This window comes from Nocardioides sp. BGA-UO-ETr-FS32 (assembly GCF_059567905.1).
Genome location: NZ_JCAQOX010000006.1, coordinates 80,979 through 103,990, shown reverse-complemented (window position 1 = coordinate 103,990; position 23,012 = coordinate 80,979). Strand labels below are relative to the sequence as shown.

Below are 23,012 nucleotides of genomic sequence, written 5' to 3'. Positions count from 1 at the left end.
GGTCAGCGCTCCTCGATGATGACCGACTCGATGAACAATCGTTCCGCGTAGTCCTCGCCGCCCATCCCAACCCGGTCCAGCGAGGTGAGGGTGTCGATGACACCCATTCCGCTCTGCACGCGCCCGAGCACGGTCTGGGTCCGCTGGGTCTCGAAGCCGGCGTCGAACGCTTCGCCGTAGGCGATGTAGAAGTCGCTCCCCGCGGTGTAGGGGCCTTCGCTCGTGGTGGTCACGGTTCCGACGGGGTAACCCCTGCGCTTCGCGAAGGCGAGCTCGTCCGGCAGCCGGTAGCCGATGTCCCATCCGACCGTGTTGTCACCGCTGCCCGCCTGCGCAGCTGTGACCCCTCCGAAGTCACGGAAGAAGAGGAGGCCGTCGTAGAAGCCCTCCCGGGCAAGGAAGACGAACGAGTTGACCGCGACAGGGGCGTGCTTCTCCAACAGGTCGATGGTGATCGGGCCGCAGGAGGTCTCGACTCGTGCGACGTAGTCGATCCCCTCGCGAAGCACCTTCGCGGGACCACCGGGATAGCGGGGGCGGGTGGCCCGCGCATTCGCCGGTGCTCTTCCCGCACACGCCACCGGGCGATCGTCGGGCGGTGGCTTCAGCCCGCTGCGGACCGGGGTGCCGGCTGGGACGGTGTAGTCCTCGGCTATGGCGTCACCGGCTTCGATCGCCTGGTTGACTTCGGCGGCCTGGGCCTCGCGAGCCGCTTCTTCCGGGATCAGCTTCGCCGGCTCACTGGCGGATTCCCCGACCGTCTGCGGCGGAGCGTCGCGACCGGTGGAGATGACTGCCGCTACGACGGCGAGCGTCAGGGTGAGCACCGCTGCTGCGGCCATGAGCAGCACATTGCGACGGCGGCGCTGGGCCAGCTGAAGCTGGTCGCGTTCCCACTGCTCGTGTTCTGCCCTCTGGCGGGCCTTCCGCTGCTTGCTGCTGCTCACGTCTCTCTCCTCGAGGGGCGCCGTGCGGACACATGCGGCCTCGCTCGTGCGGGAGCGGCCTTCTGGTTCAGGGTAACGGGGAGCGCCCGGCGCTGAGCGCCGCGGCCAGTTCCGTGGCTCGACGAGAGCTGAGGAGCCAGTACGGCGCGGGGTCCGTGGGATCGTCGATGGTGATGCGGACCCCGGTGGCGATGTACGGCCTGAGCAGCAGATAGGCGCGGGCATTGGCGTCGCGTCCTGCTGCTAGCCGCATCTGAGGCGCACTCAGTGATGTCGCAGGCCCGAGGAACGACCGTCGGATACGAGCTCGACCGGCGTAGAGCCACTCGTCCGTGACCACGATCTGTGGTGCTCCGAATGAGCCCAACAAGGCGATGAGAAGGAGGAAGAGCAGCCCTGTCACCGACCACGCGAGCGTCTCCGGGACGGCGACCGCCATCGCGAGCCAGAAACTGGCGACCAGGAGCGATCCCAGCGCCCACCAGCGGGTCGGAACTCTGAGCCGCTCGGCGTACACCGGCGCTGTGCTGTCGTTCTCGTTCCGATCCACAAGCCTTCGACGACGCAAGGCGGCTCCTTCGACGGGTCTTGCTGTCCGCCCGCCGCGGTGTGCGCGGGCGCTCCCAAGACGTACTAGGCAGAATAGTAGACGTCGGGACGACCCGGATCCTGCGTGCGTCGCCGGCGACAACCTGCGCTGGGCGCCGGGCCGTCCGCCTGCCGTGGACGGGCAGGCCGAGCGTCAGGCGTGTCTACTATGCGCGATAGTATGAAGTCGATGGACGTCGCACAGCAGGACCACACGCTTGAGTCGGAGGACGCCTCCGGGTCTGCGATCAGCGATCCCGCGTCCCCCGTTCGACCGCGTCCCACCGAGCTTGCGGGCTGGGCGCGCTGGGCGTGGCGCCGACTTACCTCGATGCGGACAGCCATCGTGCTGTTGGTGCTGCTGGCCCTCACTGCGGTTCCGGGCTCCCTCCTGCCGCAGAGAGGTGTCGCGAGCGACCCCGCGGCGGTGGCGAACTTCTACCGCCAGCACCCCGACCTGTCCCCTTGGCTGGATCGCCTGTCCCTGTTCAACGTCTACAGCGCTCCGTGGTTCGCGGCGGTCTACGTGCTGCTGCTGGTCTCCATGACTGGCTGCGTGGTGCCGAGGTGCGCCCAGCTGTGGCGTGACTACAGAGCCGCACCGCCTTCGGCTCCGCGACGCCTGTCACGCGAGACGGGTCATCGACGTGGTGAGGTCGCGGCAACGACCGACCCGCTGAACGCTGCGGCTGCCTACCTGCGTGCCCGCAGGTTCAGGGTCACCAGCACAGGCCACGAGGTGCGAGCCGAGAAGGGGCGCTCGCGCGAGCTCGGCAACCTCGCGTTCCACCTCTCGTTGCTGGTGCTGCTCTTCGGTGTGGCCGGCGGCAAGCTCTTCGGCTACGAAGGTCGCGTCGCACTTGTCGAAGGCACCACGTTCGCCAATGTCGCTTCCTCGTACGACGCCCTGACGCCCGCGCCATGGGCGGACGTGAACGGGCTCGAACCGCTGGAGGTGACTCTCGATGACTTCGAGGCGGAGTTCGAGACTGAGGGCGCCCGGTTCGGCGAGCCGCGCTCGTTCGAGGCGGCGGTCTCCTACGAGGGCGACGAGGAGAACGGCACCTTCACGGTTCGCCCGAACCGGCCCCTCGACATCAACGGCACGAAGTTCTTCCTGACCGGTCACGGCTACGCGCCTGAGCTGACCGTGCGGGATGGCAACGGGGACGTCGCAGCCTCGGGGCCCACCATCTTCCTGCCCGTGGACCAAGCGTTCACCTCCGACGGTGTGGTGAAGGTGCCCGACGCCCGCCCGGCCCCGCTGGCGCTGCAGGGCCTCTTCCTTCCCACGGCGGTCGAGGGGCCAGACGGCATGGGCGTCTCCGCGTTCCCGGACCAGGTCAACCCGATCGTCCAGCTGATGGCCTTCACCGGCGACCTCGGTCTGGATGGCGGGACCACGCAATCGGTCTACGAGCTGGACTTCACCGACCTCGAACAGGTGCGTGATGGAGAGGGGAAGCCGTGGCGGGTGAGGCTGGCTCCGGGGGAGACGGTGCAGCTGCCCGACGGGCTCGGCTCCGTGACCTTCGACGGTTTGTCGCGCTTCGCCAACTTCCAGGTTGCTCGCGACCCGGGCAAGGAGGTTTCGCTGGTCGCGGCGATCCTGCTGATGCTCGGTCTGACGGCGTCGCTCGCTGTGCCTCGCCGACGGATCTGGGTCCGACGCAACGACGACGGGACTGTCGAACTCGCCGCACGGTCGCTCTCTCGACGGCCAGTGCCGCCCGTTGAGCTCCACGCCCTGGCATCTGCGATCGGCCTGTCGCCCGCAGATGCCCGCCAACACAAGGAGGAAGAATGACGTCATTCGACGCAGCGGCACTCTCTGATGCATTCGTGACGTCGGCTCTGGCGGTCTTCTCGCTCGCCCTCGTCGTGTTGGCCCTCGCGGCGGCCCTGTCCCGCACCCGGACCCGGACGGCGCCCCTGTCCGTCCCGGTCCCTGCCCTCGAAGGACCCAGAGACGCACCGGTGCTGCGGTCGGCGCCGACGCACGGTTCGACCCGACTGGCTGGAGCCGGTCAGGCCGGAGTGGTGCTCGGCACGATCCTGGTGTGCCTGGCAGTCGTGACGCGCGGGGTGGCGGCAGCCAGAGCCCCGTGGGGGAACATGTACGAGTTCGGACTGACAGGGTCCGCAGCGGTCGCAGTGGCCTTCCTGATCTACAGCCGGCGACGGCCTGTTGGAGGTCTCGCGCCGTGGACGGTCGCGCTCGTGCTGGTGCTCCTGGGGGTGTCGGTCACCTCGCTCTACACCCCGGTCGACGACCTGGTGCCGGTCCTGAACTCACGGTGGCTCGTGGTCCATGTCGCGGCGGCCATCGCAGCAGGAGCCCTGTTCACCGTCGGCGCGTTGGCGACCGTCGCCCAGCTCGTCCGCCAACGCCGCGGCGGGAACGACCAGGAGGACCACTTCGGGGCACTCGCCCACACGGTCCACCTCGTTGCGTTTCCCATCTGGACGTTCGCCGTCATCGCTGGTGCAGTGTGGGCCGAGAACGCCTGGGGGCGCTACTGGGGCTGGGACCCGAAGGAGACGTGGGCATTCATCACGTGGGTCTTCTATGCCGCGCACCTGCACGCACTCTCGACCGTCGGGTGGCGACGTCGGGCCGGCCTTCTCGCGATCGCCGGGTTCCTCGCCTTCCTCTTCAACTTCTTCGGGGTCAACCTCTGGATCCCCGGCCTCCACTCGTACGCAGGAGTGTGACCCATGGACGGCAATGCGATCTCCACCATCATCCTCGGTCTGATTGCCGCGATCGGCACGGGCGTCGTGCTCTACCTGGTGTCGAGGGCGAACTGGTGAGCCCCGTCAGAAGGGCCGTCGCCATCCTGATCGCCGCGTTCACCCTCGCCGGTTCCTCCGCAGGACTGGTGATGTTGCCGGCGAACGCGCACACCGATCTAGTCGATTCGGTCCCGTCGGACGGGGCCGTGCTCGATGAGGTCCCACGCGAGGTGCGGCTGCAGTTCTCGGAGGAGATGGACGCGAGGCTCAGCACGGTCAACCTGCGCGCCAGCGACGGGGCGATCGTGACTCTCGAGCTCCGCGGCGGGGCAACCCCCAGCACCCTCGTGGCACTCCTTCCGAGGTCGTTGCGGCCGAACGCCCGTTCGGCGACCAGGTGGAGAACGACCTTCCGGGTCGTCTCCGCCGACGGTCACCCGGTGGTAGGAGCGGTCGACTTCGTCGTACGGGCCGGTGGCGGCCTGCAGCCCGAGGACCCGCAGCCCAAGGACCCACGCCGTGGCGCGACCACCTCGGACGTCGAGACGGATGCGACGCCGACTCCTGCCCGGGATCGTGGGGACTCTTGGCCGCTTGCGGTGCTCGGCGGCGGGGTGCTGGTGCTCTTGGCCCTTTCTGTCTGGACCATCATGCGGTTGGCGCGCCGCAACCCGGCCGAATGAGATGGGCGCGCCGGGCCGGGGTGCCTTGGCTGGTGATTGCGCCTGTCATGACGGTGATGATGGCGCTCGTCGCCGCGGGTCTGTCGGGCGGGCTGTCGCCGCTCGGCATCGAGGGCCTGCCTGATCCGGGTGCTCTCACCCGCGTGGGCTTGCCCGTGGTCCAGGCGATCCGTGACCTGGCTGCCATGGTGACGGTGGGGGTGCTGGTCGTCGCTGCCGTGTGCATACCGCCGTCTCACGGCGACACGAAGTCGCGGCTTGGGTCGGCGCAGCTGCGCCTGGTGGGATGCGCGCAGCTGGCGGCCACGGCGTGGTCCGTGTCGGGGATCGTCCTGCTGGCGCTGGTCTACTCCGATTCCGCCGGAAGCGCCATCGGGGTGCCCGGATTCGCCAGCCAGGCCGCCTTCTTCGCCGTGGAGTTCGAGCTCGGTCGCTACGGACTCTGGGGCGTCGGCGCGGCCGGTGCGGTGGCGGTGGCGTGCACCCTGGTCCGTCGGATCGGGGGCGCGGGCATCGCCGCGGTCATGGGTCTCATGGCCCTCTGGCCGATGGCCCTGACCGGGCACGCAGCCAGCAGCCTCAACCACGACGAAGCCGTCAACCTCCAGTTCTTCCACCTCGTCGGCACCAGCGTCTGGCTCGGCGGGCTCGTCGCGCTGGTGTTGGTGCGGCGACTGCTGGGCGACTCGCTGCTCGACTCGGTGCGCCGCTACTCGAGCCTGGCCGGATGGTGCCTGGGCATCGTGACGATCTCGGGAGCCTTCGGGGCGTGGCTACGCCTACCGTCGCCGGCATCATTGCTGTCCTCCTACGGGGTGATCCTCGGGGCAAAGCTCGCCGCTGTCGCGATGCTGGCGGCGGCCGGCTGGTGGCACCGTCGCCGCACCCTCGCCGCCGTGGCACGCGGCGCGGACCTCGCATTCTGGCGACTCGCCGGCGTCGAGCTGGCAGTCCTGGCGGGCGCAGCCGGACTGGGAGTCGCGCTCGCCCGCACGGCCCCACCTGTTCCGCAGGAGCCGCCGCGCCCCCTCACTGCAGCCGAGTCCCTGTTGGGGAGGCCGCTGCCCGTGCCGCTCGATGCCTCGCAATGGATCACTGCGTGGAACGTCGACGCGCTCTTCCTCCCGCTCGGGGTCGCTGCGATCGCCTGGTACCTGCTGGCTGCCCGACGCCTGCGACGGCGAGGGGATACGTGGTCGTGGTTGCGCACCGCGTCGTGGCTGGTCGGGTGCTTGCTCTTCCTGTGGGCCACCAACGGTGCGCCGGGGACGTACGGCCGCGTGCTGTTCAGCATGCACATGGTCCAGCACATGACCGTTGCGACCGCGGTTCCGGTCTTCCTGGTTCTGGGGACACCGATCACGCTTGCGTTGCGGTCGCTGCCGCGCCGCGGTGACGGATCGAGAGGGCCGCGGGAGTGGGTGGTGAGCGTGAGCCGCTCCCTACCTGTTCACGTGCTCGGGCACCCCGTCGTGGCTGCAGGGATGTTCGTCGTCTCCATGGTGGCGTTCTACTACACCTCGGCCTTCGAGATGTCGCTGGAGTCCCACACCGCGCACGTGGTGATGACCGTGCACTTCCTGCTCACCGGCTACCTCTTCGCCGAGAGCGTGGTCGGCTCCGACCCTGCACCCCGACGTACGCCGTATCCACTCCGCGTGCTCCTCATCTTGGTCACGTTCGGCTTCCATGCTCTTTTCGCCGTCAGCCTGATGTCGAGCTCCACGGTGCTGGCAGCTGGCTGGTTCGAGGCCCTCGGCCGACCGTGGGGTCGGTCGCTGCTCGACGACCAGTACGTCGGCGCTTCGATCGGCTGGGTGATGGGGGAGTACCCGATCCTCATCATGGCTGTCGCCCTGATCGCAGGTTGGGTGAGAGCCGATCGTCGTGAGCGCCGACGCTACGACCGTCAGGAGGAGCGAGGAGGCGACAAGGAGCTGACGGCGTACAACACCTACCTGGGCCAGCTGGCACAGGCGGACCTGACACACAGACGCCTGCCTCCTACGATGGAAGCTCGTAGCAAGGATCGGGAGAAGGGGCAACGCAGGTGAGGCAGCTGGGTCAGCTCGAAGCCATGGTGATGCAGCACCTGTGGAGTGTGGGGAATCCCGTGTCCGTGAGAGAGATGCGAGAGACGCTCACAGAGGAGCGTGAGCTCGCGTACACCACGGTGATGACCGTCATGGACAACCTTCACTCGAAGGGCCTCGTGACGCGGCAGAAGCACGGCAAGGCCTACCTCTACTCACCTGTCTCCTCGCGGGACGAGCACACCGCGGCCGTCCTGCACGAAGTTCTCGCCGACAGTCAGGACCGCACTGCCGCCCTCCTCCACCTGGTCGGGAAGATGGACCGCGACGAGGCCGCAGACCTGTTGTCGGCGTTGTCGGAGCGAGTGGACGACGCGCCGTGACCGCCGCACTCCTGCTGGTCGCCTTCGCGTGTCTCGCGTCCTCGCTCGGACGGTGGCTGTTGAGTCGATCATGGGCAGCACGCTCTCCCCGGGTGGCAGTCATCGGCTGGCAAGCACTGTCGACGTCGGTGATGGCGTCCATCCTGCTGGCCGCGATCGCCCTGGCGCTCCCGTTCCTTCCGCTGAGGTTCTCGTTGGCCTACCTCATGGGCGCCCACACGCTCACGATCGTCGAGCACTACGAGACGCCTCTCGGTAGCTGGCCCGGCGTCCTGGGCCTCGCGATGGTCGCATGCCTCACGGCGATGCTCGTCACCACGACGGTCCGCAGCTTCGCGCGGACACGCAGGGTGCGTCGATCACAGCTTGATGCACTGGCTCTCATCGGTCGGCGCGATCCGGGTGGCTTCACCGTGATCGAGCACGAGGTTCCCGTCGCCTACTGCCTGCCGGGCAGTGGGGAGGGGACTGTGGTGCTGTCTTCAGCGGCGATCGCCCTCCTGGGCGATCGTGAGCGCGAGCTGGTCCTGGGCCACGAGCGTCGTCACCTACGAGCGCGACACGACCTGGCGCTGGCCTACTCGGGGGCGCTGGCCAAGACCTTCCCGTGGGTCCCGCTCTTCGGGGATGCGCACGAGCAGACCGCCGTGCTCCTCGAGATGGCAGCAGACGACGCCGCCATCAGTCCAGCCGACCGTCGTTCGCTCGCCGCTGCCATCGTGGCGCTGGGAACGGGCGCCCGTCCGGAGGCAGCTCTCGCCGCAAGCGACACCGCTGCTCTGGCGCGCGTACGACGACTCACCTCGCCGGCCGGGTCTCCCGTCAGAGGGCTTGGTGCGCTGGCAGGGACTGCCGTGGCGCTGGTGCTCGCGCTGCCGCTCGGGCTTGCGCTCGCCCCCGCAGTGGAGGCCGCCACGATGGATTGCTGCACAGTTGCCGACGTACCTGCGCACGACTGACAATCTCTCCGGCTCGGCGCTCCAGTCCGAGTCGCCCTCACTGCGCGTCTTCCACGAGGCCGATGAGCGTGGCGGCGTCAATCTGCCCGATCACCCGAGCCGCGACGGTGCCCTCGGCGTCGATCACCACCGTGCTCGGCACCGCAGCCGCAGTCAGCACGCCCCCGAACGCCAGGATGGCGGTGGCGCTGTCATCGGGATGGATGCTGGGATAAGGGATGTCGAAGGCTCGCTCGAACGCTCGGGCGGCGTCAGGACTGTCCCGCACGTTGATCCCGTAGAAGGCAGCGCTGGGACCGAGCTTCCGGGCCGCCTCGACGAGCTCTGGAGCCTCGGCCCGGCACGGACCGCACCACGACCCCCAGACGTTGACGACCGTCACCGTCCCGCGCAGGCTGTCGCTGCTCAGGCGAGAGCCGTCGAGCAGTTCGGCATCGAAGGACCCGACGGTGGTCCGCTCGCCCGTTTCGTACTGCTGCACTACGTCGCGAGCGCCTGAGGAACGGCTCGGGGAAGTCTGATCTGCCGCCATGGACTGCGCGAACACGACCCAGCAGATGATGCCGGTCACGACGACCGTCGAGATGAAGAAGAAGCTCCTTCGTGGACGAGTGTTCACAGCGGGGCCTGCCAACCGAGGACGAGCACCTGCATGGCAGCGATTCCCTGCGACCACAGCCCCGTCACCTGCAGAAGTCCCACGATGACGAGGAGGACCCCGCCCCCACGAGTGATGAGCGCCGAGCGCTCGCGGACCCAAGCGAAGACCCGCATGGAACGCGTGAGCGACATTGCCGCGAGAAGGAAAGGGAGGCCGAGCCCCATCGCGTAACCAAGTGACAGGAGCGCTCCGCGCCCGGCAGTCGCCGTCGTGGTGGCGAGGGTGAGCACCGCTGCGAGCGCGGGCCCGATGCACGGCGTCCAGCCGACGGCGAAGACGGCGCCCAGCAGCGGCGCGCCGGCGAGCCCGACACGAGGGACGATCCGCACCCGCACAGTGCTACCCAGCACGGGGAGTCGCCCGGCGACGCCGGCGAAGAGAATTCCCAGGCCGATGGTCAGCACTCCAGCGAAGCGCACGACCAGCTCCTGATGGACCAGGAGCCGGGCGCCGAGCGATCCGAAAGCCACGCCGTAGCTGGTGAAGACGACAGCGAAACCGAGCACGAACAGCGCTGCGCCGAGCACCGTGCGAGAGCGACCGCTCGGCGCGCCACCACCGAGCTCGCGGGTGACCTGCGACTCGCTGCCGGCCATGCCTGCGACGTAGGACAGGTAGCCCGGTACCAACGGCAGCGAGCAGGGTGTGAAGAACGACAGCAGTCCCGCGGTGAAGGCGATCGGCAACGCGATGAGCATCGAGCCATCGAGTATCGCGCCCTGGGCGCCGCCGATCACGCTCGCACCCTCACAGGAGCGTGGACCAGTAGGACCAGAACCGCTCGCCGACCAACCCGAGCAGGACGAGGAATGGCACGAGAAGGATCGGCGCGTGCCATTCCGCCGACACCACGGACGCGCGGCTGCGCCGCAGCTTCTCGCCGAACGCACCGCCAGCCAGGTTGCGCAGAGTGACGTACCAGAACATCGGGATCACGACCGCCCACACGACCATGCAGTAGGGGCACAAGGCACCGATGCGGTAGATGCTCTGGAACGCCAACCAGGCCACGAACGCCAACGCTGCGGTGACGCCGACCTGGAGCCCGAGCCAGTACCAGCGTGCCAGCCGGGCGCCGGCCAGGACGGCCACCCCGGTGGTCACGACGACCGGGAACGCGGCGACGCCGATGATCGGGTTGGGGAATCCCAGCAACGACGCCTGCGCGGTCTCCATCACCGACCCGCAGCTCAGCACGGGGTTGAGGCTGCAGGTGGGCACGTAGTCGCTGTCCTGCGCGAGCCTGATGCGTTCGACGAGGAGCACCGCAGCAGCGATGAAGCCGACGACCCCGCCAGCGGTCAGCCCCCAGGCCAGGCGACGGTCACTGCTCACTCGGCCAGGGCCTCATCGATCACCGCGGTGAAGTCCTCGACGGTGCGCGGCTGGAAGAGCTCGCCGTCGACGAAGAACGTCGGAGTTCCTGACACACCCAGCGACTCACCATCAGCCACGTCGCGGGCGACCCGGTCGGCGACGTCCTCGGAAGCGACGTCGGCGTCGTACTGATCCATGTCGAGACCCAGGTCCTCGGCGTACGTCCTGAACAGCTCGTCCTTCGGCTCCTGCGACTCGCCCCACTCTGCCTGGGTCTCGTACATCTTGCTGTACATCGCCTCGAGCTCGCCCTGGCGCGCGGCCGACTCCACCGCGCGCGCGGCCGCACCAGAGTTGACGTGCCCGGGGAGCGGGAAGTACCGGATCACGAAGGTGACCTCGCCGGCGTACTTCTCCCGAAGGTCTTCCACGATGGGGTAAGCGGCGCCGCACGCCTCGCACTCGAAGTCGAGGAACTCGACGAAGGTCACGTCGCTGGAGCCCTCCTCTCCCAGCACGTGGCTGTCGTCCCGAACGATCGCTCCGTCCGCGATCGCGCGTGAGACCTCAGCGGATGCCGGCTCGTCGCCTCCTCGCACCTGGTTCACCACGAACACACCGACGATCGCGATCACCACGACCGCGGCGACGGTCAGGGCCGCCTGGCTTTGCTTGCGCACGTCTGTCACCTTCCACGGGGTCTACTATTCGAGATAGTAACAAGGGCGGGAAGCCGTCCTGGTCCGCGGCCACCAACCTACGAGTCGACAAGCCAGTGCGAGAGGATCGGTCCGTGAACGACCTCCTCGTCAGTCCCGTCCTGCGGGCAGCGCGGGGAGCGGTGACGGCTGTCGTGGCTGTCGGCCTCGGAGTCGCGGCTCACGTCGCGGGCGGGGGAAATCTCCCGTCTGCGGCCTGGATGACCGCGATCGTGCTGGCGCTGGGCTCGATCTGCATCGCGTCGATGGGCCGCCCGGCGGACTTGCTCCGCCTCGTGGTCCTGGTCGGTGGGGGACAGTTCGCCACCCATCTGGTGCTCACTGCTTCTGCGGGTCACGGCGGAGGCCATCCTTCTCGTGGCCCGGCCTTGGTGCAGTCGATGCCATCGACACACGTCGGCGCAGGTCGCCGCGGGTCACTCCGGGAGTTGACGGAGGTCCGTGTCGAGCCGGATGCCGGCGGCGACCTCGTCGTACCTCACTGGTTCACCCACGTCGTCAGTGACCTCACCGGCCCCAACGCCGCAATGGCCCTCGCTCACCTGGCAGCGGCGGGCGTCGTCGCGTGGTGGCTCGCGCAGGGCGAACGCGCGCTCTGGACCGTACTGGTGCTAGTGGGCTGGTCCGTGGCCCATGCACTCCTCCGGGTCACTGTCCGGAGTGACTGCGCGGCCGTGGTGGAGCCCGAAGTGGGCCCATGGAGCGTCGGCGCCCAGCGGCCGAGTCGGCTGCGCAACCCCCTCGCCGGTGGCCTCGGGCGACGCGGACCCCCGTTGACTGCGATCTGACCCACGACTCCATGCGCACGTACGCCGCGGAGCGGCGTCCGTAGGCGTGCCCTGCCCCGTCCCGATCCAGGAGACCTGCTATGTCCACACGCGTCCGTTCCACAAAGACCTTTGCGGCACTCGTCGCTGCCACGACCGTCCTCGCTGCGTGCTCCAGCAGCGAGCCAACCAGTGAGCCGACCACTGAGCCGACCTCGTCCGCCACGCCGTCGATCTCCCCAACCCCCACGCCGAGTGACACGGCGACGGCGGAAGAGGAGCCCACGCCGGCCGCACCCGAGCTGCTCGTGAGGATCGATGGCCCGAACGTCCAGCCGAACGCGGAGGAGATCGAGCTGGAGACGGGGGAGAAGCTCATGATCGAGATCCAGTCCGACCGTGCCGGGGAGCTGCACGTCCACTCGACCCCGGAGCAGTACGTCGAGTTCGACGCCGGACGGACCAGCGCACAGCTGGTGATCGAGACTCCGGGCAGCGTCGAGGTCGAGGAGCACGACACCGGTGCTGTGGTCGCCCTGATCGAGGCACGCTGAATGAACCAGTTCATCCTGCCCATGCACGGTCTGGGCGGCGGTTCCGACCTGCCGATCCCGGCCTCGATGGCCATCGCCGCCGGCACCGCGGCGCTGACCCTGTCTTTCGTCGTCCTTCTGCTCGCTTGGCGGACACCGCGCTTCGCCGGCGGCCCAGACCGCCAAGTGCCGATCGTGCTGGTGCGGATCTTCGACACTGCCGGTTGGTCGCTCCTGCTGCGTGCGCTGGGGCTGCTCTTCTTTTGCTTCATGCTGTGGCCCACGCTCTTCGGGCCCGACACCCTCATCAACCCGATCTTCGGTGTGGTCTACGTCTGGCTGTGGGTGGGCCTGGTGCCTGCGTCGTTGCTGTTCGGTCGGTTCTATCGGGCCGTGAGCCCTGTCCGGACGCTTCACCTGCTGGTGTCCAGGGCAACGGGCCAACCACCCTCGCGCGGGCTCCGGGACTACCCGGCACGTCTCGGCTACTGGCCCGCAGCCATCGGGCTGTTCGCCTTCGTGTGGCTCGAGCTGGTCTCTCCGGACTCGACGTACCTGGGCCCGCTCAGGCTGTCCATCGCCATCTACGTGGCGGTGATGGTGGTCGGCAGCGCTGTCTACGGCGATCGCTGGCTCGAACGGGCCGACCCGTTCGAGGTCTACTCCACGCTGCTGGCCCACCTGTCCCCTTGGGGACGGGACGCCCGCGGCCACCTGATCTGGGTCAGTCCGCTGCGGCATCTGTCGCGCATCCCCGCTGAGGGCGGGCTCGTCGCCGTCGTTGCGGTGTTGCTCGGGAGCACCGCGTACGACAGCTGGCGAGACACCGCGACATGGATCCGTTTCCTACAGGGCAGCAACATCAGCTCGACCGTGTGGGGGACGATCGGGCTCCTGGTCGCTGTCGCCATCGTCGGCGTGACGTTCGCTGCCGCTTCCATGGCCACCGGTGTGGGTGGCGTCGACCGCAGGCAGCTGCCCCGCCGTCTGGCGCACTCCGTCGTCCCGATCATCGTCGGCTACATGGTCGCCCACTACCTCAGCTTCTTCATCCAGACCGGGCAGCTGACGCTGATCCAGCTGAGCGACCCGATGGGGGTCGGAGCAGACCTGTTCGGTACGGCTGACTGGGAGGTGAACTACTGGCTCGCCCAGAACCCGACCTTCCTGGCCACGACCAAGGTCCTGGCCATCGTGGCCGGACACGTGCTCGGGGTGATCGCGGCCCATGACCGTGCATTGGAGGTCCTGCCCAAGAAGCACCAGGTCACGGGTCAACTCCCGTTGCTCCTCGCGATGGTGCTCTACACCTTCATGGGCCTGTTCCTGCTGTTCGGCGCCTGAGAGGCACGCTCGGAAGCGCCGACCGGCGGCCCCACCTGATGGCGACGTGGTGTATCTGGGTTGGTTGAACCGCTCGTGCAGACGCACGTCCGTTCGTGCTCATCGGACGCGCGTGTGGGCGGTCAGCGACGGTCGGGCCTCGGAGCGCCGGCACGTTCGTCACATCATGGGTGAAGAGATCGTTGCACGCGGTGAGACGCAGTCGACGTTGGGCGGTGGGAAGTGTGCATGCGCCGGCGTTCATCACGCGGCCAGTTGGTTCATGCGCCGACCGCAACTCTGTACCTAGGCCCGGGTTGGAAGGTGCACGGACCGTCGTCAACACCGACTGGACCTTCAAGTGGGCTGGATGTCTAGGCTGACCGGGTGCGCATGTCCGAGGTAGCGACCAGGTCCGGTGTTCCCGCCACCACGGCGAGGTACTACGAGACCGCCGACCTGCTCGACGCGCCGCGCGAGGCCAACGCCTACCGCTCCTACGACGAGTCGGTGCTCGAGCGGTTGTCGTTCGTCGAGTCCGCGAAGCACCTCGCGCTCTCGCTGCCGGAGATCGTGGACCTGGTGAGCGCGGTGGAGGATGAGACGTGCACGCAGGTCCGCGAGACGCTGCATCCCAAGCTGCGTGAGCGGCTGGCCGAGGTGGACAGGCAACTGGCCGGGCTGCGGCTGTTGCGCCGCCGGCTCGTGGCTGCCACCGCGAGCGTCGCAGCGTGCCCCGACAGAGCCGCGTCGTGCCGGAGCGAGTGCATGCTGCTGGCTGAGGCGAACCCCGTAGGCACCGTGCGCGGCGTAGGCGCGGCCGGCTGTGGCGCTGGACAGTGAGCACGACACCGTCGCGCGCACAGCTGCTGGTGGCCTGGTGGGACGAGCACCAGGTGCTCCTGTACCTGGTCGCCATCGTGGCGGGCGCGGCACTCGGACTGTCGGCCCCGGGCACGGCTCCGACGCTCGAGCACGCCATCAACCCGGTGCTGGCGCTGCTGCTGTTTGCGACGTTCCTCGGCGTCCCGCTCATCGAGGTGGGCCGCGCGTTCGGCGACGTCCGGTTCCTCGCCACGGTGCTGGTGGGCAACTTCGTGGTGGTCCCGCTGCTGGCCTTCGGGTTGTCGAGGTTCGTGGCCGACGACCGAGGCCTGATGTTGGGCGTTCTGCTGGTGCTGCTCACGCCGTGCATCGACTACGTCATCGTGTTCACTGGCCTCGCCGGGGGAGCACGTGCGCGGCTGCTCGCGGCCGCACCGCTGCTGATGTTGGCGCAGATGCTGCTGCTGCCGCTCTACCTGTGGATGTTCGCCGGCCGCGAGGTCCTCGACGTGGTCGACGTGGCCCCGTTCGTCGAGGCGTTCCTCGTGCTCATCGTCGCGCCGCTGTCCGCTGCAGCACTGGTGCAGGCGCTGGGTCGCCGGCACAGGGTCGGTGGTGTGGTCGAGGACGTGATGGCCGCGGCGATGGTGCCGCTGATGATGGCGACGTTGGCGGTCGTCATCGGCTCGCAGGTCGCTGCCGTGGGTTCTCGGGCGTTCGACCTGGCCAGGCTCGTGCCGCTGTACGTGATCTTCGTGGTGGCCACTGTGACCCTAGGCGTGCTCGCCGGCCGCGCGGCTCAGCTCGACGCACCGGGGACCCGGGCTGTCGCGTTCTCGTTCGCGACCCGCAACTCGCTGGTCGTCCTCCCGCTCGCGCTCGCCCTGCCTGCCGCGTTCGACATCGCGCCGCTGGCAGTGGTCACCCAGACCATGGTGGAACTGGTCGCGATGGTCGTCCTCGTCCGGCTTGTTCCGCGCCTGGTCCCCGGGGATGTCGATGGGCGGGTGCCAGTCAGCTGAGACCGGCTTGACGTATCTCGCTGTCGCCGTGTCGGGGGTACCGCACGCTGCCTCAAACCGTCCGGAGCTTCAAGGCTGTCGGCTCGGCGCGCTCATCAACGTTGGCCACGCCGACGGTCTCGATGCGTTAGCTGTAGGACGTCTGTTCCGCAAGTTGCGGCAACCCCCCTCGATGACAGGAGCGGGCAGCCAGTCGCCGAGCCGCGGCCGGGTCCGGCGCCGATCCGGCAACTCCCTCAGTTCTGAGTGGTCAAGCGTCCGAGGCCGGGGACGAAGCGGCCGACCGTGGCCGCATAGGAGGCGTAGGACTGGCCGTGGGTGCGCAGGAGGTACGGCTCCTCGACCACTCTTACCTGCAGCTGTAGTGCAAAGAGCAGTAGGGCGAACCCGAGGAGAGCGATGACATTGGGGACCATGAGCGCCAGGCCTAGGCCGGTGGTGGCCATGGCAGTGAAGATGGGATTGCGGGCCAGCGCGAACGGGCCGGTGGTGACCAGGTCGGTGGTCTCGGTCTCGTCGACGCCGATGCGCCAGCTGGTGCCCATCGCGAGCTGGGTGGCGAAGGTGGACAGCACGCCGGCGAATGCCAGCGCGGCGCCAAACAGTTGAGCAGACGCTCCGTCAAGAATCGCGACCGGCTCGAGTCCGAGTAGTGCGGTGATGGGCCCGAGGACGCCGGCTACGAGCGCGACGGTGAACAGGACTCCAGCCCACCACTCGGGGGAGCCGAGGCGGCCGGAGATGCCTCGCCAGCCGGTGTCGCCGGTGCGGCGCCACTGCACCCAGGTGCGTAACCCGAACCCGACGCCCAGGTAGAGCGCGTAGATGGCCAGTGCGGTGACCGCAGTCGCGTCGTTGCCCAGCTCGTTCATCGTCCTCATCCTGTCTATCGTCGTCCTCGACCAATTCGTATTCCTACGACGCGCGGCCGTCGTGGATGGCCACGGCACCCCCGACGAGGTTGTAGTCGATGGTGAACTGCGCCAGCCGGAGCCCGCGACGCGTCAGCCGTTCGGTCTCCGCGTCGGTCAGCGCAGCAGCCCCTGGAAGGTGGTTCGTGGGTCGCGACATCAGTGCTGCCGGTCGATCTGGAACACGTCGACAGTAGGCGTCGTGTGGTCGGTCTTGTCGGTGGGTGTGCAGCAGCCGTCGGTGCAGGTCCCGCCGCTGCAGCATCCGTCGGCGGCGTCGTCTGCGCCGAGGCCGACGGGCCCGCAGCCGCAGTTCTCCCCGCGCCACGCCTCGCGGCCCTCCTTGGCCGCGACCGCAGCGATGATGAGGCCGGCGACGGGGTCGGCCCAGGACCAACCGAGGGTGGCGTTGAGGACCAGCCCGACGAGCAGCACGGCCGAAAGGTAGGTGCACAGCAGCGTCTGTGTGGAGTCCGCGACCACCGCGTTGGAGCCGAGAGCCCTGCCGGTGCGCCGCTGGGCCCAGGACAGGAAGGGCATGATGACCAGCGACGCCGCAGCCAACGCGATGCCGACCGTCGAGGTGTCGGGGTCGTGGTTGCTGAGCAGCGCACGGACTGACTCGAAGGTGACGTAGGCGGCGAGCGCGAAGAACGACAGCGCCATCAGGCGCAGGGCCTGTAGTTCGCGGGATTCGGGCAGGCGGTGGCGGAACTGCCACAAGATGATGAGCCCGCTGGAGACCTCGACGATCGAGTCCAGACCGAACCCAACGAGCGCGACTGATCCCGCGACGAGCCCCGCCGTGATGGCGACAACGGCCTCGATCCCGTTGTAGGCCACCGACGCTCCGGCCAGTAGTTGCGCCCGGCGGCCTAGACGGCTGCGGTCCTCGGGGGAGAGGTCTGCTGCGCGGGAGCGGGCGGTGTCGGGCGAGCTCATCGGGCGTCCTTGGTGTCGTCGGGGGAGAGGAGGCTGTCGGTGCCGTAGTTCGGGCAGAGCGTCACTGCCTCACCTGTGGCGGCGAGTAGCCGTTCGGCGGCGACCCACAGGTCCGTCAGCGCCTCCGCGTGGTTGAGCGTGTACACGGTGGCGCGGCCCTCGGGCCGGGACGTGACCAAGCCGCAGTCGCGCAAGCACGCGAGATGCTTGGAGACCGTCGACTGGGCCAACGCGAGGTGAGCGGTCAGGTCCACCACCCGGTGCTCGCCCAAGGCGAGGTGGCGCAGGATCGCGATCCGGGACGGGTCGCTGAACCCGTGGAAGAGGCACGCTGCCGCAGCGAGTCCGTCGACCGCTTGCTCGTTGCGCGGTGATTGACCGCTCGGGATCTCTGTCATCGCCATATGGCGATGGTTTCGCATGAGTTGCCGTTCGTCAAGACAGCCTGCCGATGGCGTTGGCCGCACTGCTCGACGTCGATGGCGTGCTCTGCCAGCGCGCGCGACCGGCAGCTTGGCCAGATAGTGCGTCCTCAGGCGTCTGGGGCAGCCCCGCTGTCCGCCATCCGGCCGCGTACCTCGGCCCGCTTGCGCGCCAGCTCAGTGAGCCGGTCCGATGCGGCCTGCTGCTGGCGCATCGCCGCTTGGCAGGTGGAGTGACCCGCGCCATCGGCTCGGCGAGCGTGGCTCCGTGGCGAACGGCCTCGGTGAGAGCGCCGTGCAGCAGATCGTGGAAGCGCAGATCCTCGCGTCCGGCGACGCGACGAGCGCCGCGCGGGACTCGACAAGTCTCCACTTACTCTCCAGAAACCATCGCCAAACCTCCCGAAATGACCCCATGTAATCTGGACCAGCAAGTTGCACAAGCCCTTGAAATCACGAGGGAACCCGCAAGAACTCCGGAGTCAGGGGCCCTGGAAAAGTGGGCCGGATCCCTACAGGGGGTCGCAGGTTCAAATCCTGTCAGCCCGACCGAGTGAAACAGGGCTCTGATCTGCAAAACTGCAGGTCAGAGCCCTGTTGTCGTTGTAGGCGCCTGCGCCAGTTGACTCCATGCAGCCCCACGTTCGGGGTCAGAATGGTGAGAACTCTTGCACCCCAAGAAGCTGACTTCACAAGGTGACCATGTCGACGGGGGCGGGCCATCGCTTGATCAGGACGAACTCGAGCAGGCCGAGCACGGCCGCCCGGAGCCACCACACGCCTGTGGGCAGCTTTCGACGCAACGCCGGCAGGACGAGTCCGGCCGGCAGCGCGCGGATCAGCGGTTCGGCGGTCAGCTCGCGCTGGGTTCGTCCGGGGCCACGCCCTCCGCGGCGGCTGCGAGCCGCTTCGAGATGTCGGTGAGGACCCGGGTCATGACGAGGCGCAGGAGGGCGCCGGTGAAGGGGTACTTGGTGGTGAACTGGGAGCGCCAGTCGATCAACGTGCCGCCCTCGACGGCAGTCAGGGTGACGTCGGCGCGGTACGTCTTGAAGGGCAGGGTTCCGACATAGTCGTACGAGAACCGCCTGTCCTCCTCGAACGCGAGAACGTTCTCGGTGGAGGTGAGCCGGCCGATGCGGATACGTCGTACCGCGCCGAGGCCGTGCGGAGCGGGGTTGCCTTCGCGGTCGTAGCCGACCTCGTCGAATCCGGCCCATCGTGTCCACGAGGGCCCATCGGCGAGGAGCGTCCAGACCTGGCTGGGGGTGGCCCTCGACTCTGCTGTCACGTGCACGGACTTCCGGCTCATCGGCGTCTCCTTCTCGGTGTGTGTGGGGGTGGTGCGTGTCGGTGTCGTGTCTTGCTGCTCGCCGGGGGTCGCAGTCCTGCGAGTCGATCGGTCAGCGGTCGGTCACGTTCGGGCGGTCGAGGAGCCAGTAGGTCGCGCCCGTGCAGTCCCAGCAGCGCGATCCCCGCGACGGTCCGAGAGCCGCATGAAGACCAGGATCATCACGGCGGCCGGCACGAGGTACGCGCTCACCACCCAGACGTACCAGCGGTGGCCGCCCAGGTCCTCGACGATGGTGGGGAGCGCAGTCCCGACGATGGTCTGGTCGAGCATCGACAGCAGCAGTCCCGAGAGCACGGCGCACCACAGCAGGGCGGCGGCGTCGCGGGCCCAGTGTGGACAGCAGATCTCCATGCCCTGCGACGCTCACGACGCCCCGCCTGCGCCCGGGCGAAGCACCCGTGCGCTCCGATGGCCGCGATCTCCACGACTCTTCCTCTGCACCTGCTACCGCCGCGGGATCTTGATCTCGCGAAGGTCGACGACCGTGGTCCGCCGAGCCTGGACCTGGTAGCCGTGGGCGGCCAGCGCAGCGAGCGCCAGCGCACGTACGGACTCCTCCTGGGAATCCGGTGCGCCGCCGGCCTCGTTGGCCGGTACGGCGCACCGGAACGTGAAGACCGTCCCCGTGGGGTCGCACGTGAAGGTCCCCGCGCGGCTGAACGACATCAGGGCGACGTCGGAGCCGGCAAGGAGGTCGCGGCGCTGCTGGCTGGTCAGGTGGACGAACTTGCCGCTGATGGTCACCCGGAACTCGTCGCCGTTCATTCGGCGGAGGGCTTCGCTCGTGGGGCAGGTGCGCAGGCGGCAGCGACGACCTGCTCCGTCGAGACGACGGTCGCGAACTGGCCGTGGAGGTTCGTCGCGGTTGCTCGCGAGAGCTCGTCGGCCGTCATCGTGGCGCCATCAGGCCCGACCCGGTCGAAGGTGTGGGTGGCGTCGAGCGCGAACCAGACCTCGTACCCGATGTTGTCGCCCACGCGCGCCGTCGTCTCACAGCAGTGGTTGGTCGTGATGCCGGCGATCACGATGCCAGTTACGCCGCGCCCACGCAGCCAGGCGTCGAGGTCAGGGGTCCCGTGGAAGCTGGAATGCACCGTCTTCGTCACCACCAGGTCCGGGGAGTGCTCCTGGAGGTAGGGCTTCAGTGCGTTGCCCGGGTGCTGCGGGTGCAGTGTGCTCTTCGGGCTCGCGGACTCGTGACGTACGTACACGACCGGCCGGCCCGCAGCCACGAAGGTCGACACAAGTGTGGCGATGTTCTGGTCGCAGTGCGGATTGTTGCGCCGTCCCCAGGAGGGGGCGTCGAACCCGGCCTGGGCGTCGATCACGACGAGGGCCGTGGAGTCGGGGAGCCGGACCGTGGTGGGGGTGCTCATCATGAGGCGTCCTCCGACTCCTCGAAGACGGTGATCTGGAGTCCGGCTGGCGCGTTCAGTCGTGCGTTGCGAGACCGCCAGGGTGTGACCGTCGGTGGTGCGACGAGCTCGGCGCCGGCTCGGACCAGCTCCTCGGTGGTGGTGGTCGCATCCGCGACTTCGAACGCCACCCTCACGTGCGGGCTCACTCGGCGCCCGACCTCGACCCGGTCGATCATGTCCACCTGGGCATGGTTGGAGAGCTCGAGTGTGGCGCGTCCTACGTCGAGGATCGTGACGTGCTCGCCCGCGGCCGAGTGGACCTGGAGCTCCTCGGCCGCACCCAAGGCGTCTCGATAGAAGGCGAGGGCCTCGTCATAGTCGTCAGCCTCGACGACGACTCGCATCTGGAGGACCTTGTGTTGTGGTGATCGGGTGGTTGCCATCGGTGTGCTCCTGTCTGGTGGAGGGTGGTCACAGGACCGTGCGGGCGTCTTCGTCGCTCGGTATCTCGGTCGCCTCACCGCTGACAGCGATGCCGTCCTGACCAGGCCGCAGCTCGACCGTCAGCTCACTCGGTGTGCCGAGGTCATGCCCCTGGTAGATGGTGAGCCTGGCGGGGGGTCGGCTGTGGCCGATCTGGCGCAGGTAACCGCCGAATGCTGCGGCCGCAGCGCCGGTCGCCGGGTCCTCCACGACGCCACCGGGTGGGAAGGGGTTGCGCGCGTGGAAGACGACGTCGGATTCTGCCCAGAACACGTTCACCGTCGTCCATGACGCGCCTTCCATCACTCGGGCGAGTGCCGGGTAGTCGTAGGTCATGGCGGCCAGCGTGTCTCGCGAGCCGACCCCCAGCATGAGGTGGTGGTTCCCAGCGAAACCGACGTGCGCAGGGAACTCTGGGTCGAGGTCCTGGACGGTCCACCCGAAGGCGTCCAGGGCAGGCTCCAGCTCGGCCGGGGTGGCAGCGCGGCTGCTGGCGGGGGGCGAGGTCAGCGTCGCACCTGTGTGGCCTCCGGCCGTCCAGGTGCTGATGACCACTGGTCCCACGTGCGTGGAGAGGTGGAGCTCCCCGGGACCGTGCCTGTCGGCCGCAGCAGCAGCGGATGCGACGGTGGCGTGGCCGCAGAACGCGACCTCGGCCAAGGGGCTGAAGTACCTGACCCGTGCCGCGTGGATGCCGCTCGTGGGGACGTGCCCGTCGCCGGGCCGGGGGTCGGCGGGGGAGTCCTCGGGGAACAGGAAGGCGGTCTCCGAGTACCCGACGACCTGGGCGACCCGAAGCATCTCAGCATCGGTGAGCCCGTGGGCGTCCAGGACGACGCCCGCCGGGTTCCCCCCACGTCCCTGGTACGTGAAGGCGCTGTAGTGCAGCACGTGTGCGGTCATCGTTCGTTCCTCTCGTTCAGGTGCGCGCTGTCCCGGTTCTTCATCGCCACGAGAGCGAGGAGGCCGAAGGCGAGGGTGACCAGGTAGCGGATCCAGTCGTAGTCGGCGTCGAGCAGCTCGCCCGACGCGTTGAAGGTGGCGTGCAGCAGTGCAAGGGCCAGGATGGAGCGCCTGCCCCACGTGTCGAAGGCGCCGAGGAGGAGCCGGAGCCCGACCCCAGCGACCACGAGGCCGGCGAGGTTCTCTCCCAGGGCGGCAGCATCGTCGGCGTCGTAGAAGGCGAGCGGGAGGTGGATGCCCACGAACAGGACGGCCGTGACGAGGCTTCCGCGCAGGTATCCCCATCGCGCCATGGTCCGCCGCTGCACGAAGCCGGCCCAGACCATCTCCTCCCATAGATTCACGATCAGCAAGGAGGCAGCCACGTTCCCCAGCGCGAGCGAGACGACGAACCCCACGTCGAGGCCGGCCTGCTGGTCGAAGGCCCGAGCGGCCAACCATGTGCCAGCCGGGATGAGCAGCAGTGCCGGGATCAGCAGGATCCGGGGCCGGGGGAGGCGGAAGCAGTCGCGGAATAGCTGGCGGCCATCCACTCCGGGGTCGCGCCTCACCAGGAGGACGGTCGGCAGGACCAGGCCGAAGACCAGGGTGCCCAGGACGAACGGCTCGACGGGGAGGTCGACGAACAAGGGGATGGACAGGAGCACCCAGCCGACGGGAAGGGCGATGGCAACGAACGCTTTCAGTGGGGCGAGGTCGTCGGCCTCCCGAGCGGCGACGGATGTTGTGCGGTTCATGTCTCTCATGCTGTGCGTGCCTCCTTGGGTCCCCGTTGGTCTGCTGTTGCGGCCCTGCCTGCCCGGGCCGTTCGGAGGTCCGGGCGGCTCGCACCTGGCCGCCTCATGACGCGAGCGCGGGGGACGCGCGACTCGGGTTCTCCGGCCTGGGTCGGCGGTCCTCGGCGGAGCGGCCTGGTGGGTGGACCCTGTCCTCAGGCTCTGTCCAAAACCTGTCTGGGCTCTTTCGCCTCAGTGGCTCCGCGCGCGATGGACCCGCGTACCGGAAGGATCACGGGGGCCTGCTGCACGAACGGGCGACAGTGTGACCTGACCTACCCGTGCAGCAGACCCGCCCGACCGAAGA

The 23,012-nt window shown here is 68.6% G+C and carries 28 protein-coding genes; 11 read left to right on the top strand and 17 right to left on the bottom strand.

What is annotated here, in order from left to right:
- Window positions 1-2: 2 nt before the first annotated feature.
- On the bottom strand, window positions 3-947 hold the full coding sequence (locus AC57BS_RS02630; RefSeq protein WP_493825656.1) for a peptidylprolyl isomerase: 945 nt from the start codon (window positions 945-947) through the stop codon (window positions 3-5).
- A 67-nt stretch (window positions 948-1,014) separates the two neighbouring features.
- A complete protein-coding gene (locus AC57BS_RS02625) occupies window positions 1,015-1,464 on the bottom strand; it encodes a DUF3093 domain-containing protein (RefSeq protein WP_242532362.1) in 450 nt (149 codons plus the stop codon).
- A 318-nt stretch (window positions 1,465-1,782) separates the two neighbouring features.
- Between AC57BS_RS02625 and resB the strand changes: the two genes are divergently transcribed.
- From resB to AC57BS_RS02595, 6 genes are all read left to right on the top strand, one after another.
- Window positions 1,783-3,342 (top strand): cytochrome c biogenesis protein ResB, encoded by a 1,560-nt coding sequence (gene resB / locus AC57BS_RS02620; RefSeq protein ID WP_496409941.1) that lies wholly within the window; start codon window positions 1,783-1,785, stop codon window positions 3,340-3,342.
- Entirely contained in the window at window positions 3,339-4,250 is a 912-nt protein-coding gene (ccsA, locus tag AC57BS_RS02615; RefSeq protein WP_496409926.1) for a cytochrome c biogenesis protein CcsA, read from the top strand. Before resB ends, ccsA begins: the two co-directional genes overlap by 4 nt.
- Window positions 4,251-4,345: 95 nt before the next feature.
- A complete protein-coding gene (locus tag AC57BS_RS02610; RefSeq protein WP_496409925.1) occupies window positions 4,346-4,954 on the top strand; it encodes a copper resistance CopC family protein in 609 nt (202 codons plus the stop codon).
- A gap of 32 nt (window positions 4,955-4,986) precedes the next feature.
- Complete coding sequence (locus tag AC57BS_RS02605; protein ID WP_496409924.1) at window positions 4,987-7,008, top strand: bifunctional copper resistance protein CopD/cytochrome c oxidase assembly protein; 2,022 nt, start codon at window positions 4,987-4,989, stop codon at window positions 7,006-7,008.
- Entirely contained in the window at window positions 7,005-7,370 is a 366-nt protein-coding gene (locus AC57BS_RS02600) for a BlaI/MecI/CopY family transcriptional regulator (protein ID WP_231252722.1), read from the top strand. The genes AC57BS_RS02605 and AC57BS_RS02600 overlap by 4 nt, the downstream gene beginning before the upstream one ends.
- Window positions 7,371-7,462: 92 nt before the next feature.
- A complete protein-coding gene (locus AC57BS_RS02595) occupies window positions 7,463-8,329 on the top strand; it encodes a M56 family metallopeptidase (protein ID WP_496409923.1) in 867 nt (288 codons plus the stop codon).
- A gap of 37 nt (window positions 8,330-8,366) precedes the next feature.
- Here AC57BS_RS02595 and AC57BS_RS02590 read toward each other — a convergent pair whose 3' ends face one another.
- From AC57BS_RS02590 to AC57BS_RS02575, 4 genes are read right to left on the bottom strand one after another with little or no spacing between them, the layout of a single operon-like run.
- Complete coding sequence (locus AC57BS_RS02590; protein ID WP_231252724.1) at window positions 8,367-8,900, bottom strand: TlpA family protein disulfide reductase; 534 nt, start codon at window positions 8,898-8,900, stop codon at window positions 8,367-8,369.
- A 44-nt stretch (window positions 8,901-8,944) separates the two neighbouring features.
- Window positions 8,945-9,727 (bottom strand): cytochrome c biogenesis CcdA family protein, encoded by a 783-nt coding sequence (locus tag AC57BS_RS02585; RefSeq protein ID WP_496409922.1) that lies wholly within the window; start codon window positions 9,725-9,727, stop codon window positions 8,945-8,947.
- Window positions 9,728-9,737: 10 nt separating this feature from the next.
- Window positions 9,738-10,325: a vitamin K epoxide reductase family protein gene (locus AC57BS_RS02580; protein ID WP_207081467.1), complete on the bottom strand. Its 588-nt coding sequence runs from the start codon at window positions 10,323-10,325 to the stop codon at window positions 9,738-9,740.
- On the bottom strand, window positions 10,322-10,987 hold the full coding sequence (locus AC57BS_RS02575) for a DsbA family protein (RefSeq protein WP_207081466.1): 666 nt from the start codon (window positions 10,985-10,987) through the stop codon (window positions 10,322-10,324). Before AC57BS_RS02575 ends, AC57BS_RS02580 begins: the two co-directional genes overlap by 4 nt.
- A 113-nt stretch (window positions 10,988-11,100) precedes the next feature.
- On the opposite strand from AC57BS_RS02575, the gene AC57BS_RS02570 reads away from it, so the two are divergent.
- The 5 genes from AC57BS_RS02570 (at window position 11,101) to AC57BS_RS02550 (ending at window position 15,496) form a co-directional block, all read left to right on the top strand.
- Window positions 11,101-11,814 (top strand): hypothetical protein, encoded by a 714-nt coding sequence (locus AC57BS_RS02570; protein WP_496409921.1) that lies wholly within the window; start codon window positions 11,101-11,103, stop codon window positions 11,812-11,814.
- Window positions 11,815-11,894: 80 nt separating this feature from the next.
- Window positions 11,895-12,347, top strand: coding sequence for a hypothetical protein (locus AC57BS_RS02565; protein WP_496409920.1), 453 nt, complete (start codon window positions 11,895-11,897; stop codon window positions 12,345-12,347).
- Window positions 12,348-13,670 carry a hypothetical protein gene (locus AC57BS_RS02560; protein WP_493825667.1) on the top strand — a complete coding sequence of 441 codons (1,323 nt, stop codon included), beginning with the start codon at window positions 12,348-12,350 and terminating at the stop codon, window positions 13,668-13,670.
- Window positions 13,671-14,042: 372 nt separating this feature from the next.
- Window positions 14,043-14,492 (top strand): MerR family transcriptional regulator, encoded by a 450-nt coding sequence (locus AC57BS_RS02555; protein WP_493825668.1) that lies wholly within the window; start codon window positions 14,043-14,045, stop codon window positions 14,490-14,492.
- Complete coding sequence (locus AC57BS_RS02550) at window positions 14,489-15,496, top strand: arsenic resistance protein (protein ID WP_493825669.1); 1,008 nt, start codon at window positions 14,489-14,491, stop codon at window positions 15,494-15,496. The genes AC57BS_RS02555 and AC57BS_RS02550 overlap by 4 nt, the downstream gene beginning before the upstream one ends.
- Window positions 15,497-15,732: 236 nt before the next feature.
- Here AC57BS_RS02550 and AC57BS_RS02545 read toward each other — a convergent pair whose 3' ends face one another.
- The 11 genes from AC57BS_RS02545 to AC57BS_RS02495 all read right to left on the bottom strand — a co-directional run bounded on the left by AC57BS_RS02545 (window position 15,733) and on the right by AC57BS_RS02495 (window position 22,666).
- Window positions 15,733-16,368, bottom strand: a complete 636-nt coding sequence (locus tag AC57BS_RS02545) for a methyltransferase (protein WP_493825670.1) — start codon at window positions 16,366-16,368, stop codon at window positions 15,733-15,735.
- 43 nt (window positions 16,369-16,411) lie between these two features.
- Window positions 16,412-16,567, bottom strand: coding sequence for a hypothetical protein (locus tag AC57BS_RS02540; protein ID WP_493825671.1), 156 nt, complete (start codon window positions 16,565-16,567; stop codon window positions 16,412-16,414).
- Complete coding sequence (locus AC57BS_RS02535) at window positions 16,567-17,349, bottom strand: cation diffusion facilitator family transporter (RefSeq protein ID WP_496409919.1); 783 nt, start codon at window positions 17,347-17,349, stop codon at window positions 16,567-16,569. Before AC57BS_RS02535 ends, AC57BS_RS02540 begins: the two co-directional genes overlap by 1 nt.
- Window positions 17,346-17,747 (bottom strand): ArsR/SmtB family transcription factor, encoded by a 402-nt coding sequence (locus tag AC57BS_RS02530; protein ID WP_496409918.1) that lies wholly within the window; start codon window positions 17,745-17,747, stop codon window positions 17,346-17,348. Before AC57BS_RS02530 ends, AC57BS_RS02535 begins: the two co-directional genes overlap by 4 nt.
- Window positions 17,748-18,624: 877 nt before the next feature.
- On the bottom strand, window positions 18,625-19,083 hold the full coding sequence (locus AC57BS_RS02525; protein ID WP_496409917.1) for an SRPBCC family protein: 459 nt from the start codon (window positions 19,081-19,083) through the stop codon (window positions 18,625-18,627).
- A 102-nt stretch (window positions 19,084-19,185) separates the two neighbouring features.
- Entirely contained in the window at window positions 19,186-19,476 is a 291-nt protein-coding gene (locus AC57BS_RS02520; RefSeq protein ID WP_496409916.1) for a hypothetical protein, read from the bottom strand.
- Window positions 19,477-19,569: 93 nt separating this feature from the next.
- The gene (locus tag AC57BS_RS02515; RefSeq protein WP_496409915.1) at window positions 19,570-19,869 is read right to left on the bottom strand and encodes a DUF6204 family protein; all 300 of its coding nucleotides are present in this window, start codon (window positions 19,867-19,869) and stop codon (window positions 19,570-19,572) included.
- A gap of 17 nt (window positions 19,870-19,886) precedes the next feature.
- Complete coding sequence (locus AC57BS_RS02510; RefSeq protein WP_496409914.1) at window positions 19,887-20,504, bottom strand: cysteine hydrolase family protein; 618 nt, start codon at window positions 20,502-20,504, stop codon at window positions 19,887-19,889.
- A complete protein-coding gene (locus AC57BS_RS02505; RefSeq protein ID WP_496409913.1) occupies window positions 20,501-20,926 on the bottom strand; it encodes a VOC family protein in 426 nt (141 codons plus the stop codon). The genes AC57BS_RS02510 and AC57BS_RS02505 overlap by 4 nt, the downstream gene beginning before the upstream one ends.
- Before the next feature lie 28 nt (window positions 20,927-20,954).
- Window positions 20,955-21,869 carry a PhzF family phenazine biosynthesis protein gene (locus tag AC57BS_RS02500; protein ID WP_496409912.1) on the bottom strand — a complete coding sequence of 305 codons (915 nt, stop codon included), beginning with the start codon at window positions 21,867-21,869 and terminating at the stop codon, window positions 20,955-20,957.
- Complete coding sequence (locus AC57BS_RS02495; protein WP_496409911.1) at window positions 21,866-22,666, bottom strand: CPBP family glutamic-type intramembrane protease; 801 nt, start codon at window positions 22,664-22,666, stop codon at window positions 21,866-21,868. The genes AC57BS_RS02500 and AC57BS_RS02495 overlap by 4 nt, the downstream gene beginning before the upstream one ends.
- Window positions 22,667-23,012 lie beyond the last annotated feature (346 nt).

Coding starts and splice junctions, on each gene's coding strand:
- ccsA (WP_496409926.1), top strand. CDS start 3,339: ATGACGTCATTCGACGCAGCGGCACTCTCTGATGCATTCGTGACGTCG.
- AC57BS_RS02565 (WP_496409920.1), top strand. CDS start 11,895: ATGTCCACACGCGTCCGTTCCACAAAGACCTTTGCGGCACTCGTCGCT.
- AC57BS_RS02560 (WP_493825667.1), top strand. CDS start 12,348: ATGAACCAGTTCATCCTGCCCATGCACGGTCTGGGCGGCGGTTCCGAC.
- AC57BS_RS02555 (WP_493825668.1), top strand. CDS start 14,043: ATGTCCGAGGTAGCGACCAGGTCCGGTGTTCCCGCCACCACGGCGAGG.
- AC57BS_RS02545 (WP_493825670.1), bottom strand. CDS start 16,368: ATGAACGAGCTGGGCAACGACGCGACTGCGGTCACCGCACTGGCCATC.
- AC57BS_RS02540 (WP_493825671.1), bottom strand. CDS start 16,567: ATGTCGCGACCCACGAACCACCTTCCAGGGGCTGCTGCGCTGACCGAC.
- AC57BS_RS02535 (WP_496409919.1), bottom strand. CDS start 17,349: ATGAGCTCGCCCGACACCGCCCGCTCCCGCGCAGCAGACCTCTCCCCC.
- AC57BS_RS02530 (WP_496409918.1), bottom strand. CDS start 17,747: ATGACAGAGATCCCGAGCGGTCAATCACCGCGCAACGAGCAAGCGGTC.
- AC57BS_RS02525 (WP_496409917.1), bottom strand. CDS start 19,083: ATGAGCCGGAAGTCCGTGCACGTGACAGCAGAGTCGAGGGCCACCCCC.
- AC57BS_RS02520 (WP_496409916.1), bottom strand. CDS start 19,476: ATGGAGATCTGCTGTCCACACTGGGCCCGCGACGCCGCCGCCCTGCTG.
- AC57BS_RS02510 (WP_496409914.1), bottom strand. CDS start 20,504: ATGATGAGCACCCCCACCACGGTCCGGCTCCCCGACTCCACGGCCCTC.
- AC57BS_RS02505 (WP_496409913.1), bottom strand. CDS start 20,926: ATGGCAACCACCCGATCACCACAACACAAGGTCCTCCAGATGCGAGTC.
- AC57BS_RS02500 (WP_496409912.1), bottom strand. CDS start 21,869: ATGACCGCACACGTGCTGCACTACAGCGCCTTCACGTACCAGGGACGT.
- AC57BS_RS02495 (WP_496409911.1), bottom strand. CDS start 22,666: ATGAACCGCACAACATCCGTCGCCGCTCGGGAGGCCGACGACCTCGCC.